The organism is Epibacterium sp. Ofav1-8 (assembly GCF_022348185.1).
Taxonomy (GTDB): Bacteria; Pseudomonadota; Alphaproteobacteria; order Rhodobacterales; family Rhodobacteraceae; genus Epibacterium.
The window spans coordinates 99536-115824 of sequence record NZ_JAKRFD010000003.1 but is presented as its reverse complement, the minus strand read 5'-3'; the positions used below and the strand labels follow the sequence as shown (position 1 = coordinate 115824).

General features: G+C 66.0%; 16 protein-coding genes and 1 riboswitch. Of the genes, 9 read left to right on the top strand and 7 right to left on the bottom strand.

Going from position 1 to position 16289, the window contains the following annotated elements; all coding sequences use genetic code 11:
• The first annotated feature begins 208 nt into the window (after positions 1 to 208).
• Together MHM97_RS05790 and MHM97_RS05785 are read left to right on the top strand one after the other, a co-directional pair.
• Positions 209 to 379 carry a hypothetical protein gene (locus MHM97_RS05790; RefSeq protein WP_239320544.1) on the top strand — a complete coding sequence of 57 codons (171 nt, stop codon included), beginning with the start codon at positions 209 to 211 and terminating at the stop codon, positions 377 to 379.
• A gap of 242 nt (positions 380 to 621) precedes the next feature.
• Entirely contained in the window at positions 622 to 1392 is a 771-nt protein-coding gene (locus MHM97_RS05785) for a Hint domain-containing protein (RefSeq protein ID WP_239320542.1), read from the top strand.
• A 147-nt stretch (positions 1393 to 1539) separates the two neighbouring features.
• Here the strand turns inward: MHM97_RS05785 and MHM97_RS05780 are convergent, their stop codons facing one another.
• Positions 1540 to 2040, bottom strand: coding sequence for an Lrp/AsnC family transcriptional regulator (locus MHM97_RS05780; RefSeq protein ID WP_239320539.1), 501 nt, complete (start codon positions 2038 to 2040; stop codon positions 1540 to 1542).
• A 243-nt stretch (positions 2041 to 2283) separates the two neighbouring features.
• On the opposite strand from MHM97_RS05780, the gene trxB reads away from it, so the two are divergent.
• A complete protein-coding gene (gene trxB, locus MHM97_RS05775) occupies positions 2284 to 3225 on the top strand; it encodes a thioredoxin-disulfide reductase (RefSeq protein ID WP_239320537.1) in 942 nt (313 codons plus the stop codon).
• A gap of 143 nt (positions 3226 to 3368) precedes the next feature.
• Here the strand turns inward: trxB and MHM97_RS05770 are convergent, their stop codons facing one another.
• Positions 3369 to 4373 carry an endonuclease/exonuclease/phosphatase family protein gene (locus MHM97_RS05770; protein WP_239320535.1) on the bottom strand — a complete coding sequence of 335 codons (1005 nt, stop codon included), beginning with the start codon at positions 4371 to 4373 and terminating at the stop codon, positions 3369 to 3371.
• A 284-nt stretch (positions 4374 to 4657) separates the two neighbouring features.
• Between MHM97_RS05770 and MHM97_RS05765 the strand changes: the two genes are divergently transcribed.
• The 5 genes from MHM97_RS05765 to MHM97_RS05745 all read left to right on the top strand — a co-directional run bounded on the left by MHM97_RS05765 (position 4658) and on the right by MHM97_RS05745 (position 11739).
• Positions 4658 to 5389: an SDR family NAD(P)-dependent oxidoreductase gene (locus MHM97_RS05765; RefSeq protein WP_239320533.1), complete on the top strand. Its 732-nt coding sequence runs from the start codon at positions 4658 to 4660 to the stop codon at positions 5387 to 5389.
• Between the two features lie 114 nt (positions 5390 to 5503).
• On the top strand, positions 5504 to 7186 hold the full coding sequence (locus MHM97_RS05760; RefSeq protein WP_239320530.1) for an adenylate/guanylate cyclase domain-containing protein: 1683 nt from the start codon (positions 5504 to 5506) through the stop codon (positions 7184 to 7186).
• 226 nt (positions 7187 to 7412) lie between these two features.
• Positions 7413 to 9131, top strand: coding sequence for a bifunctional sulfate adenylyltransferase/adenylylsulfate kinase (locus tag MHM97_RS05755; RefSeq protein ID WP_239320527.1), 1719 nt, complete (start codon positions 7413 to 7415; stop codon positions 9129 to 9131).
• A gap of 157 nt (positions 9132 to 9288) precedes the next feature.
• A riboswitch (cobalamin riboswitch) is annotated at positions 9289 to 9494 on the top strand.
• Positions 9495 to 9618: 124 nt separating this feature from the next.
• Positions 9619 to 9930, top strand: a complete 312-nt coding sequence (locus MHM97_RS05750) for a hypothetical protein (protein ID WP_239320524.1) — start codon at positions 9619 to 9621, stop codon at positions 9928 to 9930.
• 324 nt (positions 9931 to 10254) lie between these two features.
• The gene (locus tag MHM97_RS05745) at positions 10255 to 11739 is read left to right on the top strand and encodes an inorganic phosphate transporter (RefSeq protein WP_239320521.1); all 1485 of its coding nucleotides are present in this window, start codon (positions 10255 to 10257) and stop codon (positions 11737 to 11739) included.
• Between the two features lie 142 nt (positions 11740 to 11881).
• Here MHM97_RS05745 and MHM97_RS05740 read toward each other — a convergent pair whose 3' ends face one another.
• The 4 genes from MHM97_RS05740 to MHM97_RS05725 form a co-directional block, all read right to left on the bottom strand.
• Positions 11882 to 12238 (bottom strand): GFA family protein, encoded by a 357-nt coding sequence (locus tag MHM97_RS05740; protein ID WP_239320518.1) that lies wholly within the window; start codon positions 12236 to 12238, stop codon positions 11882 to 11884.
• A gap of 323 nt (positions 12239 to 12561) precedes the next feature.
• A complete protein-coding gene (locus MHM97_RS05735) occupies positions 12562 to 13452 on the bottom strand; it encodes a PhzF family phenazine biosynthesis protein (RefSeq protein ID WP_239320515.1) in 891 nt (296 codons plus the stop codon).
• Between the two features lie 259 nt (positions 13453 to 13711).
• The gene (locus tag MHM97_RS05730) at positions 13712 to 13936 is read right to left on the bottom strand and encodes a DUF1150 family protein (protein WP_239320514.1); all 225 of its coding nucleotides are present in this window, start codon (positions 13934 to 13936) and stop codon (positions 13712 to 13714) included.
• Between the two features lie 3 nt (positions 13937 to 13939).
• Complete coding sequence (locus MHM97_RS05725; protein WP_239320512.1) at positions 13940 to 14353, bottom strand: Hsp20 family protein; 414 nt, start codon at positions 14351 to 14353, stop codon at positions 13940 to 13942.
• A gap of 241 nt (positions 14354 to 14594) precedes the next feature.
• Between MHM97_RS05725 and MHM97_RS05720 the strand changes: the two genes are divergently transcribed.
• Positions 14595 to 14819, top strand: a complete 225-nt coding sequence (locus MHM97_RS05720; RefSeq protein ID WP_239320510.1) for a YdcH family protein — start codon at positions 14595 to 14597, stop codon at positions 14817 to 14819.
• 132 nt (positions 14820 to 14951) lie between these two features.
• On the opposite strand, the gene MHM97_RS05715 is transcribed toward MHM97_RS05720, so the two are convergent.
• Entirely contained in the window at positions 14952 to 16154 is a 1203-nt protein-coding gene (locus MHM97_RS05715) for a hypothetical protein (protein ID WP_239320508.1), read from the bottom strand.
• Positions 16155 to 16289: the final 135 nt, after the last annotated feature.

The window sequence follows — 16289 nt, the reverse complement described above, 5'->3', positions numbered from 1 at the left end:
ATTTCTGTGCCGTGGCCCCTGCGCCACCCCTTCCCCTGCGTCAATCAACGCCATTTTATTCATGAATTTCAGACCCCTGGACGCTGCTCCGGCAAATTATTAACGGCCTGCGCAGTTTCCACCAGTTGGTCATATTCAAACCGCAATGATCGTCGAAAACAGAATGCGTTAAGATTTGATCCGCCCTCGGGCGCCAGGGAGTTTGAATATGCCGTCGCAGTCACGTTTCGTGAAATCCATCATTGCCACCTCCAAAGCACAGGAGGTCCGCATGCCCTGGACCCGCGGCGCCACGCGCAAGGCGATGATCGCCCGCCGTCGCGCCAAGGCCGCCGAGACCGCTAAGACAGCTGCGACCCAGACCGCCAAGGCCGCCTGAGCGGATTTTTCCCGCCGGAGAACCCGGCAGCCCCTGCACCCGGGACAACCACTCGCCCCCGGACCATGCAGGACGCATATCCCGCCCCTGTGCGTGCCGCCCCCTTCGGGGTCCGCTGGTCGATCTGCTGACCAGTCCGGATCCGGGGCCGGTTCTGCGTATTGTTCCGGGCGGGGCACACATCACGCACGAAGACACCGGTGGGGGCCGGACTTCGTGCCACAAGCAAGGAGGCCAGGGCCATGACCTTACCTCAGTCGTTGCAGCGCGCTGCCGCGAATATCGCCAAGACCCAACCGCTGCTGCGGGACCCATCCGCCGCTCCGCGTGCCGACACCAAACCGCAGTTGCGCCGCTACGAGGTGGCCAGCCTGCTGCCGAACGGAAACCTCGCCGAGACCCGGCACATCGCGCCGGCGCTGCCGCTGTTCGAACAGGCCTTCACCGCCTTTACCCGCGGCTCGCTGGTGGAAACGGATTATGGCCCGGTGGCGATCGAGGATCTCTTTCCCGGCGATCAGGTCCTGACCCACAGCGGCACCTACGAGCCGGTGGTCTGGAAGGGCATGACCACGATGGTTCCCGGCCGCAAGACCGCCACCGGGGCCCGGCTGGCGCTTACCAGTTTCATGGCCGACAGCCTCGGCATGGCCAAGCCCAGCTCCTGCGTCGTGACTGGCCCCGCCGCGCGTCTGCTGCGCACCCCGGCGCATCTGCGCCCGGCCGAGGACAAGGGCCCGCTGCTGACCCCGGTGACCGAGTTCCTCGACGGGATGAACATCGTCGAAACCACGCCCCCGGCGCCGGTCGACATGTATCACCTGTGTCTGGCCCGGCATGCGGTGATCCGCGTCGGCGGGCTGGAGTTCGAGACCTACCACCCCGGCCCCGACGCGCTGCGCCTGGTCAGCTACCCGATCAAGACGCTGTATCTGAACATGTTCCCGCAGGTGGACTCGATCGCCGGATTTGGCCCGCTCGCCTTCGACCGCACCCGGGTCGCGCAGGCCTAGGGCCGCGACGCACCAACAGGCGGCACAACATGCAAAACGCCCGCTCTGGCATCAGGGGCGGGCGTTTTCTGTCTGTGCGGGTTTTTCTGCCTGGGGGCCATCGGATCGCAGCCTATGACCACGCGTATCGCAGACGCGCCGAGGGGGTCAGGCCTCGCGCGCCAGCCGTTCTTCCAGCACGTCAAAGGGCACGCCGGGCTCGTCCTTGGCGCCGCGGATCACCAGCGAGGTCTTGACGCTGGCCACATTCGGCGTGGTCAGCAGATCGCTGGTCAGGAACCGCTGAAAGGTCGACAGATCCGGCGCCACGCATTTCAGGATGAAATCCACCTCGCCGTTCAGCATGTGGCACTCGCGCACCAGCGGCCAGCCGCGGCATTTCTCCTCAAAGGCCGACAGCTCCGCCTCCGCCTGGCTCTCCAGACCCACCATGGCAAAGACCTGGACCTCAAAGCCCAGCTCGCGGTCGTTCACTTCCGCGTGGTAGCCGCGGATCAGCCCGGCCTCCTCCAGCGCCCGCACCCGGCGCAGGCAGGGCGGCGCGGAAATTCCGACGCGCTTGGCCAGTTCGACATTCGTCATCCGGCCATCGGCCTGTAGCTCCGACAGAATCTTGCGGTCGATCGGGTCCAGACGTGTGGTGACCATGGGGTGCATTCTCCTGAAATTTGCACTTCTTATAGCAGGGGCGCGTACTCACGCAACAATATTTCACAATATCGCAACATTCTTGTAACCCCGGCGCCCGCTGCGATGGCAGCTGCTTTGGAAACAGGCAGCCGGGCTTGCACAGGATGCAAGAATGAGGGTCTTTAAGCATGCGCGCGTCGCAGTTATATGCAGTCTCCGACGGCGGCAAGACCGCAAGCACATCTGACGTGGGGAAACACCATGAGCGACACGCGCCACACCAAGGTCCTGATCATCGGCTCCGGCCCGGCCGGCTACACCGCCGCCGTTTACGCCAGCCGCGCGATGCTGGAGCCGATTCTGGTGCAGGGCATCGAGCCCGGCGGCCAGCTGACCACCACCACCGAGGTGGAGAACTGGCCCGGCCATACCGAGATCCAGGGCCCCGACCTGATGGTCAACATGGAAGCCCACGCCAAAGCGATGGGCACCGAGATCATCGGCGACATCATCACCTCGCTCGACACCTCTGTGCGCCCGTTTGTGGCCAAGGGCGACAGCGGCACCACCTACACCGCGGATGCGGTGATCCTCGCCACCGGCGCGCGCGCCAAATGGCTGGGCCTGCCGTCGGAAGAGAAGTTCAAGGGCTTTGGCGTCTCCGCCTGCGCCACCTGCGACGGGTTCTTCTATCGTGGCCAGGAGATCGTGGTGATCGGTGGCGGCAACACCGCCGTCGAAGAGGCGCTGTTCCTCACCAACTTCGCCTCCAAGGTCACGCTGATCCACCGCCGTGACGAGCTGCGCGCCGAAAAGATCCTGATCGACCGGCTGATGAAGAACCCCAAGATCGAGCCGCTTTGGTTCCACGAGCTGGAAGAGGTCGTCGGCACCGATACCCCCCTCGGCGTCGAGGGCGTGCGGGTGAAACACACCAAAACCGGCGAGATCACCGAGATCCCGGCCAAGGGCGTCTTTGTCGCCATCGGCCACGCGCCCGCCACCGAGCTGGTCAAGGACGTGCTGGAGACCCACAATGGCGGCTATGTGAAGGTCAAGCCCGGCACCACCGAGACCTCGATCCCCGGCATCTTTGCCGCCGGTGACCTGACCGACCACAAGTATCGCCAGGCGGTGACCTCCGCCGGCATGGGCTGCATGGCCGCGCTGGACGCCGAACGGTTCCTGGCCGAGCAGGAGTAACCGCCCGCCCCGGTTTCCTGTCCCGGATCCCGGTTCCGAACCCTGCTCAGGATCTTGGCCCAAGACCCTGGCCCAAAATCAAAAAACGGCTCCCGGAGAGATCTCTTCGGGAGCCGTTTTCCATCGCCTGATCGCAACCGCTGTCAGAGCGTCAGCCAGATCGGACGGTGATCGCTGGCCCGCTGGGTCCGGGCCGCGCCGCTGCCCTCCAATTCGCGCTCGTATTCCGCATGTGCAATCCCGGCATCGCGGATGTCGCCGTGCAGACCCGGCGACACCGCAAAATGATCCAGCAGCAGGGGCCGATCCGGGATGTCGTCGACAAAATCGTCAAACCGCGCCGTGAACAGCGCGGTGGAGGGCACCCGCTCCAGCACCGGATGGCGAAAGATCAGATCGGGATAGAAGGTGCTGCCCAGCACGATGTCGGCGATATTGTGGGTCAGATACTGACGTTCAAAGAAATCCGGCCCCGGACCATCATTCCAGTCGCCGGTGACAATCACCCGTGCCCCGGCATCGGCAGCGACAAGCTGGTCCAGATAGCTGCGCAGGCGGAACCCCTCGGCAGAGATCCGGCGCCGGGCCTTCATCGCGGCGGCGATGAATTCATGCCGCCGCGCCGGGTTGCCAAACAGCGCCTGACCGTTGTGGACATATTTGGACTTGGTGTGCAGCACCACGATCCGCAGCGGCGCGCCCGCATGGGGGTCAAGGTCGACGACCATGGGAAGCCGCGTAAAATCATAGGGTTGCAACAGGAGGTCGCCATCGACATCGGCCTGCCACACGTTTTCCAGCTCTTGCGTCGGCGCATCGGTGGCATGGTCGATCGCCGCCACCGCGCCGCCCACCTTGGTCAGCACATAGAGCTTCTGCGCGCCGCCCGCCTTGCCGATCAGCGCCTCGTAGCGCGGCACGCCGTTATCGGACAGATGCGCCTCGATGAAGAGCTGCATTTCCGGCATCGCACTGGGGCCTTCCTGCACGCAGAGCACATCCGGGTCCACATCGCGGATGACATTGGCCACCCGCGCCGCCACCACATGGGCGTCCCCGGCGCCGAGCGACCCGCTGCCCCACTGCGGATCGTGATTGCCAGAGAACCAGTTGTTCATCCACTCGATGTTCCAGTTCATGATTTTCATCACAGCCCTCCCGATGGCCCGCGTGCCCCATCGGCACCCGCCCATGCAGCCCTGAGTTGATGACACCCGTATAACAGAGCAATAGCGGCCACCGTTAATTGTCCGTCACATACCGGCGCGCCTCCGCCCAGAGGAACGCGCGCGCCGGCAGGGTTCATCCGCGCACAGTCGTCTCCGGTCGCGATCATGACGGAAACCCACAGGTCGGATCCGCCCCGCCCTGCTAGCACGACCCCCTGCGTCGTGGCAGTCTGCGCGCAGAGTTTCACGACAGGAGGGACCCGATGCGTTTCAACGGCAAAACAGCGCTTGTGACCGGCGGCAGAACCGGAATTGGCCGCGCCATTGCCCAACGGCTGGCCGCGGAAGGAGCCCGGGTCATGACCGCGCAACGGGGCGACGACGAGGAGTTCGACAGCATCCGGGCGGATTTCACCGATCCCGAAAGCCCGCAGCAGGTGATCGACGCAGTGATCGCGCGCACCGGCCAGCTGGACATTCTGGTCAACAATGTCGGCATGATGCAGGAGGCCCGGATCGAGGACATGACCCTCACCGATTGGCAGCGCAATCTCGCGCTCAATCTCTCGGCCCCGTTCCTGACCATCAAGGCGGCGCTGCCGCACCTGCGCCGCAGCCAGGGCGTGATCGTCAACACCGGCTCGATCGAGGGCATCGGCACCAATCCCAACCACGCAGCCTATTCCGCAACCAAGGCCGGGTTGCACGGGCTCACCCGCGCAGTGGCGGTGGATCATGGTGCCGAGGGCATTCGCTGCAATGCGGTGGCGCCGGGCTGGATCGACTCCGACCTCAACCGGACCATGATCGCCGCCGCCCCGGACCCCGACGCCTTTGCCCGCGACCTGCGCCACATCCACCCGGTGGACCGGATCGGGCGTCCCGAGGATGTCGCCGGAATGGTGGCGTTTCTCGCCTCGGCGGAGGCCGGTTTCATCACCGGACAGGTCTATGCGGTCGATGGCGGACGCATGGCGAAACTCAGCCTGCCGTGATCCGGCGCCCGTGCCGATCCTGCGTGCGGCGCCCCCGCCTTGCCGATCCCGCAGGTGACAGCCCGTCGCGGATCGCCTAAACCGGGTGAAACACCTCATGGGGAACGTTCACACGTGGCGCAGGCACTCTGGCAGGGCAACTGGATTCAACGCAGTCGGCTGGTCTCGGGGCTGGTGCTGTTCACCTTTGCCTTCTTCCATTTCCTCAATGTCGCCGCCGGGCTGGTGTCGCCGGACCTGCTGGAGGCGGTGCAGGAGGCGCGCGAGGCGGTGACCAAATCCCTGCCCGGCCAGATCGTGCTCTATGCATCATTGCTGGTGCACGCCGGGCTGGCGCTGTGGCAGGTGGCGATGCGGCGGACCCTGCGCATGAGCCTCACCCAGTGGCTGCAACTGACCCTCGGGGTCTTGATCCCGCTGCAGCTGATCCAGCATGTGGTGCACACCAACTACGCCGCCCGGGTTTACGGGCTGGAGGACGAGATGTCCTCGATCATTCTCATGCTCTGGACCGGGCCGGAGGCGCTGCACCAGTATCTGCTGCTGCTGGCGGTCTGGGTGCACGGCTGCATCGGCCTGCACATGTGGCTGCGGCTGACCCGCTGGTGGCAGCATGCGGTGCCCTACATGATCGGCGTCGCGGTTCTGGTCCCGGCGCTGGCGCTGGCCGGTCTGGTGACCGAAGGGCGGCGCATGTGGGACTTTTTTGCCGAGGATGGTTTTGCCGCCCAGATCATGGCCGATTACAACTGGCCCGACGCCGCCGAACGTGTGGCGCTGGCCGATGCCACCAACATCGGCGTCTTTGTGTTCTTCGGCCTGCTCGGGCTGGCCCTGGGCTGTTTCGCACTGCGCCGCCTGATCCAGCGCAGCCGCTCGGTGCGGATCAGATATGAGGACGGCCCCGAGATCACCGCCGACCGGGGGCTGACGCTGCTGGAAATGTCGCAGATGAAAGGCATCGCGCATCCCTCGCTCTGCGGCGGCAAGGGCCGCTGCACCACCTGCCGAGTCGCCGTGACCGACGGGCTCGACAGCCTGCCCGCCCCCAGCCCCGCCGAGGCCCGCAGCCTCAGGGCGGTGAACGCCGCCGACAACATGCGGCTGGCCTGCCAGATCCGCCCCACCTCGGCGCTGACGGTGAAACGGGTCTATTCCCCCAAGGGCCGCCGCCAGGTCCATGCCGCCGGTGGCGAGGAAAAGACCATCGCGGTGCTGTTCCTCGACATCCGCGGCTTTACCGCGCGCTCGGCGGGACTCTTGCCCTATGACGTGGTGTTCCTGCTCAACCGGTTCTTTGACGCCATCGTGCCCGAGGTCACCCGCACCGGCGGCACCGTCGACAAATACATGGGCGACGGCATGCTGGCGCTGTTCGAAACCCGCGATGCGGCCTCCTCTGCCGAGGCGGCGCTGGCGGCGGCGGCCAATATCGGCGTCGCACTGGCGCGGTTCAACCGGGTTCTGGCCTCCGAAGGCGAGGATCCGGTGCGCATCGGCATGGGGCTGCACCTGGGCACCGTGGTGCTGGGCGAGATCGGCGCCGCCGGGCTGGCACCGCGCACCCTGATCGGCGCCACCGTCAATGCCGCCAGCCGGCTGGAGGCCAAGACCAAGGACCTCGGCGTCGAGATCCTGGTCTCGCGCGAGGTCTTCGACGCGGCCGGAGTGGCGGAGGTGCCGCTGGCCTTTGAGACCTTCACCCTGCGCGGCGTCGACGGCCCGGTGACCGCCCTGCCCCTGCCGCGCGCCTCCAGTCTCGACAGCCTGATTGCCGGCCAGCCCGCCGCCTCGTGACACAGCTCGCGCCCGCCCGCGGACCATCCGGCCTGCGCAGCTTTGCAAAAGGCTGAAATCTGTTCCGTTCCCGGCGCCAATTGCGGACCAGCGATCCAATCTCGGCAAAAATCGCCCATGTTTTCCTTTTTCTGTTGCATCACTAGACTTTCGTCATACGCACAGGCTATTGCCCGCCCGAGCACTGCCATTGCGCAGACCCGACGCCAGACGAGAGAGACGCCTCATGACCATGTTGAGCAATTTGGCTCCGATCCCGGAGCTCTATGTATCTTATGACTCCGCGCAGAAACTGAAGGTCGAAGCCGCTGAACTGACCAGCCATGACCTCACCCCGCGCCAGATTTGCGATCTAGAACTTTTGATGAACGGCGGGTTCAACCCGCTCAAGGGCTTCCTCTCCGAAGAGGACTATAACGGCGTTGTCGAGAACATGCGCCTGGCCGACGGCCAGCTGTGGCCGATGCCGATCACCCTGGACGTCTCCGAGGATTTCGCGTCCTCGATCGAGATCGGCCAGGATATCGCCCTGCGCGACCAGGAAGGCGTGATCCTCGCCACCATGACCGTCACCGACCGCTGGGAGCCGAACAAGGCCCGCGAGGCGGAAAAGGTCTTTGGCGCCGATGACGAGGCGCATCCGGCGGTGAACTACCTGCACAACCAGGCGGGCAAGATCTATCTCGGCGGCCCCGTGACCGGCATCCAGCAACCCGTCCACTACGACTTCCGCGCCCGCCGCGACACCCCGAACGAGCTGCGCGCCTATTTCCGCAAGCTGGGCTGGCGCAAGGTCGTGGCCTTCCAGACCCGCAACCCGCTGCACCGCGCCCACCAGGAGCTGACCTTCCGCGCCGCGCGCGAAGCCCAGGCCAACCTGCTCATTCATCCCGTCGTCGGCATGACCAAACCGGGCGACGTGGACCATTTCACCCGCGTGCGCTGCTACGAGGCGGTGCTGGACAAATACCCGGCGGCCACCACCTCCATGAGCCTCCTGAACCTGGCGATGCGTATGGCCGGCCCGCGCGAGGCCGTCTGGCACGGGCTGATCCGCAAGAACCACGGCTGCACCCATTTCATCGTCGGCCGCGACCACGCCGGCCCCGGCAAGAACTCCGCCGGCGAAGATTTCTACGGCCCCTATGACGCGCAAGATCTGTTCCGCGCCCATCAGGAGGAAATCGGCATCGAAATGGTCGACTTCAAGCACATGGTCTATGTGCAGGAGCGCGCCCAGTACGAGCCCAACGACGAGATCGCCGACAAGGATGACGTGACCATCCTCAACATCTCCGGCACCGAGCTGCGTCGCCGCCTGGCCGAGGGTCTGGAAATCCCCGAGTGGTTCTCCTTCCCCGAGGTGGTGGCCGAACTGCGCAAGACCAAGCCGCCGCGCGCCAATCAGGGCTTTACCGTGTTCTTCACCGGCTTCTCCGGCTCCGGCAAATCCACCATTGCCAACGCGCTGATGGTCAAGCTGATGGAGATGGGCGGCCGCCCGGTGACGCTCTTGGATGGCGACATCGTGCGCAAGAACCTCAGCTCCGAGCTTGGCTTCTCCAAAGAGCACCGCGATCTCAACATCAAGCGCATCGGCTATGTCGCCTCCGAGATCACCAAGAACGGCGGTATCGCCATCTGTGCCCCGATCGCGCCCTATGCGGCCACCCGCCGCCACGTGCGCGAGGAAATCGAACAGTACGGCGCCTTTGTCGAGGTGCATGTCGCCACCTCGATCGAGGAATGCGAACGCCGCGACCGCAAGGGGCTCTACAAGCTGGCGCGTGAGGGCAAGATCAAGGAATTCACGGGCATTTCCGACCCTTACGACGTGCCGCAGAACCCGGAGCTGAGCGTCGAAACCGAGAATGTCGAGGTCGACAACTGCGCCCATCAGGTGCTGCTCAAGCTGGAAAGCATGGGCCTCATCAACGGCAACTGATCCTGCCGCGCCCTGACCAATCGCAAACGGCCCGCCCTTCCCGGCGGGCCGTTTTTCTTTGCCCCCTCGCCAGTTCCCTGAGGCCAGTTCCCCGGGCCAGTTCCCTTGGGACAGCTCCCGGGGGCGTGAATTCCGACTGGACAGGCCACGCGGTTCCTGCAATCCTTTCCGCGATGGTGCCCGGATCGACAGGTCCGGCTGAAAAGGGAATACGGTGCAGGCGCCTTGCCTAAATCCGTGACTGCCCCCGCAACTGTAAGCGGCGAGCCTCTCCAAAGACGCCACTGGACCTCGGGTCCGGGAAGGTACGGAGACCGGCTGCGACCCGCGAGTCAGGAGACCTGCCATCTCGGGTGCGACGCGGTCGCGCCTCAGTCACTTTTTACCCGGGCGGGGTGCCCTGGGACGGAGAGACCGACATGGCCCGCACTGGACCTGAAACATCGCCGTTGCCCGTTTGTGCCCGCCCCTTTGCGCGGAGGGCGCTATGATACTGGAACTGACCATCCGACAACTGGACGTGGGCCCCCTGCCCGCCCAAGAGGCGGACCGCATGGCCCAGCTGGGCTACATGCAATGGCTGGGCGCGCTCAATGGCCGGGCGAACTACCACCGCGAGGTGCAGCATGCGCTGGAGCTGGCCGACCCCTTTGCCGAGGTGTCGCCGGCGGTTGCCGCCTTCTGTGACCTGCTGCGGGCCTCGCTGCATATGCCGCCTCAGCCGCTGACGTTGACGCTGCCGCCGCGCACCCGGCGTGGGGGCGCCGCCGCCCGGCGCAGCCGCCGCATGCCGCAGTGATCTCCTGACCCACCGGCCCGCGCACCCGCCGCCCCCCCCCGGACCAAGTCCCCGCCTGCACGGGCAAGCCAGAGGCGCCGCTGTTGCACAGAGATGAAGAATCACGTCAGGCACCGGCGCCTGATGTGTCTTGCCGCAGCGCGCTACGGCTTGCGGCCCGGCTGAAACTGGCTGTCCCGCCCCGGCATCTCCCGTCTCAGCACCTGTACGCGCGCGCCGCCGGCACTCTGGTCTGCGGCGCGGTCCGGTCGCCTGTTTGCCGCCATTGCCGGACTGTCACAAAACCGTTACAGACGCGACGCGCAGATACAGAGGAGAGGACAGGTGTCCAAGACCGATCTAGAGCCGCGTCACCTTGAAACGCTGGACCGCGACCTCGATCGCCTGTCCTCGCTGGAACAGGCCACCGCATTTGTGGGCCGATCCAACGTCGGGTTGGGGATCGCCTTCGTGTTCATCCTGATCGTCGCCGCGGCGACCGGTCTGATCGTGGGGGATGCGGACAATACCGTCATCGTCGTCATCGCCGCCGCTTTCGGGGCCTATATGGCGCTGAACATCGGCGCCAATGACGTGGCCAACAACATGGGGCCCGCGGTGGGCGCCAATGCGATGTCGATGGGCTTTGCCATTGTCGTCGCCGCGATCTTCGAAAGCGCCGGGGCGCTGATCGCGGGGGGCGACGTGGTTTCGACCATCGCCAAGGGCATCATCGCACCCAGCAGCATGGCCAGCTCCACCATCTTTATCGCCGCAATGATGGCGGCGCTGCTGGCCTCGGCGCTCTGGGTCAACCTCGCCACCTGGATCGGGGCCCCGGTCTCCACCACCCATGCGGTGGTCGGGGGCGTCATGGGCGCGGGCATTGCCGCTGCCGGGTTTGCCGCCGTGAACTGGCCCAAGATGGGGGCGATCGCCGCCAGCTGGGTGATCTCGCCGATGCTGGGCGGGCTGATCGCCGCCGCCTTCCTGTGGTTCATCAAGTCCCGCATCATCTACCGCGACGACAAGATCGCCGCCGCCCGCACCTGGGTGCCGGTGCTGGTGGGCATCATGGGCGGCGCCTTTGCCGCCTATCTCTCGGTCAAGGGGCTGAAACGGATCGTCAAGATCGAGCTGACCGACGCGCTGCTGATCGGGGTTGGTGTGGCGCTGGCGATCTGGCTGGTGATGATCCCGGTGATCCGCCGCCAGTCGCGCGGGCTGGAGAACCGCAACAAGTCGCTGAAGGTGCTGTTTGCAATCCCGCTGATCGTCTCCGCCGCGCTGCTCAGCTTTGCCCATGGCGCCAATGACGTCGCCAATGCGGTGGGGCCCTTGGCGGCGATCGTGCAGGCCTCGACCTCCGGTGATTTCACCCAGGCCGTCTCGATCCCCTTCTGGGTGATGATCATCGGCGCCTTCGGGATCTCCTTCGGCCTGTTCCTGTTCGGCCCCAAGCTGATCCGCATGGTCGGCAGCCAGATCACCAAGCTGAACCCGATGCGCGCCTATTGCGTGGCGCTGTCGGCGGCGATCACGGTGATCGTGGCGAGCTGGCTCGGCCTGCCGGTCAGCTCCACCCATATCGCCATCGGCGGTGTGTTCGGGGTTGGTTTCTTTCGCGAATGGGACACCGAGCGCCGCATGCGCAAGGCCAAGACCGCGGCCCCGGACGCCCCCCGCATCGGCGCTGCCGAGCGCCGGCGCCGCAAGCTGGTGCGCCGGTCGCATTTCATGACCATCGTCGCGGCCTGGGTCATCACCGTTCCGGCCGCCGCCACCCTGTCCGGCGGGCTGTTCCTGCTGATCTCCCGCCTGCTGGGCTGACCCGCCCCCGGACGGATCTGACACACGCGGCCCGCCCCTGCCGGCGGGCCGTTTTGCATGTCTAGCCGCCGGTCACCAGCGGCGGCGGCGCTGGCATCGCCAGGGCAGGCCCGCAGCCGCAGCCGTCCCCAGAGCCGCCGCCTCACGACATCACCGGATGCCCCTCGAACTGCTCGGCGGAATCACAAATCGGCAACCAGGCGGGCTTCTCGGCGACGAACTCGTGAAAGCGATTGCGCAGGTCGAGGTCGCCGTCCAGCGCATGGGCCGAAATCGGGAAGCTCTCCTCTTGCGACAGGATCTCCCCCAGCGAGGTGCCGCACCGCCGGCAGAAGCACCGCCCGTAGGTATAAGGGGCCTCTGGCTGATAGAGCACCACATCCTCGCGCCCCTGCACCCAGCTGAGACTGTCCCGCCGGATGAACACCATCACCGCCGCGCCGAGCTTGCGGCAGCGGCTGCAATGACAGGTGCCCATCATGGAGGGGGGCGCGCTCAAGGTGAACCTCACGGCCCCGCAGCAACAACTTCCGTCAATCATGTTTTCCTCCCGCAGCCCGGACGCTGTCCTATTCAAGATACAAGAACATAACATGAACAAAAATGACCTTTCAAGGCATTCACGGGGCGTTTGGACGGAGGTGTTTCGCTCCGGTCTGCGACCGGAGCGCCCGGCGCGGCGCGCGCCCTTCGGGCGCGCGCCGCGCCGGGCCCAACCAGAGGCCGGGTCCCGCCAGGGGCATGGCATATGGGCGGGAGCGCCCCCGCCACTGAGGGCTCGTATGCCGCAGGTGGTCGTTGCCGGGCGTGCGCGTCGGCCGCTCAGCCTGTCAGGGCTTCCGGCAGGACCACGCTCCCACGCATCAGCACAAAACCGGTGCCCCCGACGCGCACGCCCTCGATCGCATCAACCGGACCAACCCGAGAAACCACAGCCTGCCCGGGACGTCCCATCAGATGCCCCTGTTCGGCGACAAACCGCGCGGGCTCCATCAGCCCGTGGTGCCACAGGTAGGCCGCCATGGCGCCCGTGGCCGAACCGGTGAAAGGATCTTCCGGCGGGCTCGGCGGCAGCATCAACAGACGCGAAAACGTGTCCCCGCCTGCGGTCGCCCCCTCCAGCGTGACCAGGAAGGGCTCCATCACATCGCTGCCATCCGCACCTAGGGCCGCTCCCAGCGCTTGCATCGCCGTCGCATCCAGCCTTGCGGCCTTGAGCGCGGCGTGATCCTTCAGCACCGTGATGCAGAACGGCAGCCCGGTCGAAACCAGCTGCGGCTGGCCGACGATCTCCGCCACCGGCCGCGAAATCGCCGCCGCCACCAGCGCCGGATCCGGGCGTGGCCCGAACGTCGGCGCCACCTGCTGCATCACGATCTGATCGCCCTCCAGCACCACCGGCACGATGCCCGCGCCGGTCTCCAGCGTCAGCCGGTCGCCCGCGATCAGGCCACGGTCGCGCATCGCCGCCACCGTCGCGATGGTGGGATGCCCGGCAAAGGGGATCTCCCGGCTGGCAAGGAAATAGCGCACCCGGATGTCCGCCACCTCCGACGGGCCAGTAAAGGTGCATTCCACCAGCGATGTCTCACGCACATAAGCGCAGGCCACCGCCTCGGGCAGATGTGCGCCGCCATGCACCACCGCGCAGCCATTGCCGCCAAACGGACGGTCGGTGAAGGCGTCGACCCAATCGAACTGAAACTCCGGCATCTCCTGCTCCCCTCTGAGGCCCCTGCCCCCGATGCGCTGCTGCGCCCGGGGGCAATCCGGCGCAGGCAAGCAGCTTGGGGGGGAAAGCTCAAGCCCGCCGCCCTGTGCCGATACAAATCTCCCGCCGCATGCGCACACCGACCCGTACCGCGCACCCCGCAGCCGCAATGCAAAAGACCCCGCACCTCTGGCAGAGGTCCGGGGTCCGGTCATCTCTTTTGCGGTGGCCGGTCACTGCGGCCACGCGCGCCTGTCGGGGTTAGTGCACCGCGACGGGCGCATAGTCGTGCTGACGCGCCAGCACAAAGGCCATCTTGCGGTCCGCGACCAGCGCCAGCTGCTCGCCCGCCTCGTCATGGACCGCATAGAGCTGCTTGCGCCCGGGCACCGAGGCCTGCACATCCTTGGGCAGATCGGCGACGGCGACGGTCTTGACATAGACGGTGCGACCGCCGGTTTGCGCCATGTCCACTGGTGTCTGCATGATTTACCCCTTCTTGATGTTGATGGTTTGCACAACGGTTTCGGGCCGCGACCGGGTCAGGTCCACATGCAGCAGACCATTTTCCATCACCGCCTCGCCGACCTCGACGCCATCGGCCAGCACGAACATGCGCTGGAACTGGCGGGCGGCAATGCCGCGATGCAGGAAGATACGCCCGTCGGTATCGTCACGCTGCCGTCCCCGAATCACGAGTTGGCGATCCTCGACCGTGATCGCCAGATCCTCCTCGGCAAATCCCGCCACCGCGAGCGTGATGCGGTAGGAATCATCGGAGGTCTGTTCGATGTTATAGGGGGGGTAGCCTTCGTTGCCGGATTTGGCAGAGCGCTCCAGCAGGCGTTCCAGCTGCTCGAACCCCAGCATATGCGGGTATGAGCCCAAGGTAAGTTTCGACACTGTATTCTCGTCCTTAATTCTAAAGCGACGGTTTCTTTCGGTCCCAATCTGGCAACCGCTGTGATATAGAATATGGGATGTATCTGCCGTTTCACAAGTCCCGGGTTTCGCTTTCGGCGCACAGAGACCTCTGGCCTTGTGCCCGGACTGAGCCTAAACTGCCTATCGTTTCCCTGTTCTTAACACGCCTGTCCTTTGTGCCCCGCACCTGTCCCTCGATCCACCTGAGCAAGAGACCCACATGAACGAGCAGACCGATCTGTCCATGGCCACCGAAGATGTCCTGCGGGTGGAGCTTGAAGTGTTCCGCCGCGAACATCGGGATCTGGACGAGGCGATCCAGGCGCTGGAGGAAAAAGGCACCGCAGATCCGCTGACGATCCGGCGGCTGAAAAAACAGAAGCTGGTGCTGAAGGACAAGATCTCCCTGATCGAAGACCGTCTGCTGCCCGACATCATCGCCTGACCCCCGGCGACCCCCGGCGCAGTTGTCCGGGGCTGTGGTCTAGGACTGTGGTCGGGGCGCTGCCGTGGACATGTTGCGATATGCAGGCGCGCCCCCGCCTCCATCTGCGCGGGGAGGTAGCCCTGTGCCTGACTATTCCACGCCGGCCCCAAACACCACGATCACCGCGCCCAGCGCCGCCAGCGCGGCAAAGGCCAGCGCGCGCCGGCCCGCCCCCGCATGCCACGCCCGGCGGGCGGCGATCAGCGATTGCAGCGCGTAGTAAAATGCAAAGGCCCGCGAGGCATAGCCGATGATCTCGAACACGCTCAGCCCCCAGGTCATCAGCAGCCCCGCCGCCGCCAGCAGCGCATAGACCACATGCGCCGGGACCCGCCCGCCGGTGACCTCGGCCACCAGCCCGCCTGCGCCGCCGGTATCGGCCACCGCGGCCGAGAACTGCGCACTCAGCGCCGCCGCGATCAGCAGCATCGGCAGCACCGGCGCCACCTGCGCGGTAAAGGCGATGATCGCGGTCTCGCTGAGCGCCGCCTGACCCGGCTGGTAGAGAAAGGTCAGGAATAGGATGTAGACCATGTAGATCGCCGCCGAGAGCCCCTGCGCATAGCGCATCGACCGGATGCGTGTGCCGGCGTCATATTCCGCCCCCATGTAGCGGGTGATCTCGAACCCCTGCACCGTCACCAGCAGACCAAACACCAGCGTGACCGCCTGCCAGCCGACGGTGTCCGGCAGGTGCAGCACCAGCGCCCCAGCCCCGGCCTGATCCACAAACCGCCAGCCGAGCGCGACCAGAAGCCCCGCAATGATTGCCAGTTTGACCCCGACCGAGACCTCCTCCAGCCGCTCCAGCGCGCCAAAACCCCGGGTCCAGCCCACCAGCAGAATCAGCAGGAACACGCCCGAGGTGACCAGCCGCCCCTGCTCCGCGCCCTGCTGTGCCGTCTGATCCGTCAGGCTGACCGCAAAGGAGCCCAACAGGTTCAGGTAATAGGCCACCGACACGCAATAGGCGAAGGCCAGCGCCAGCGCGCCGAGCTGCTCCAGCCGGTGGTCCAGCCGATCCTGCGGCGTGCCGCTGTCGAGCCAGGCGATATTGTGGCGCATCACCGCGCCATAGCCGTAGGCCAGCGCGCAGAGCAGCGCCATCACCGCCGGGGCCCAGACCCCGAAATGGGTGTCGAGAATCGGTCCCAGCACCAGAAAGCCGCTGCCGATGATCGAGGCCAGCGGCGTCACCGTGGCGCGCCAGATCCGCGCCCCCGCCACCCGCGGCAGCATCAGGACCAGGCCGACCAGAACGCAGACCAGCACGATGGAGGCATTGAGGATCATGGCGTCTTCCCGATGTCGATGTCTTGTCACGGCGCGGGCCGCAGCCCAGCGCCGCGCGCGCCAACATGGCCCGAAACCGGCGCCAAAGACCAGAGGTCAGCGCCGGTTGTGCCATTCCCGCGTTGGGCGCATGCC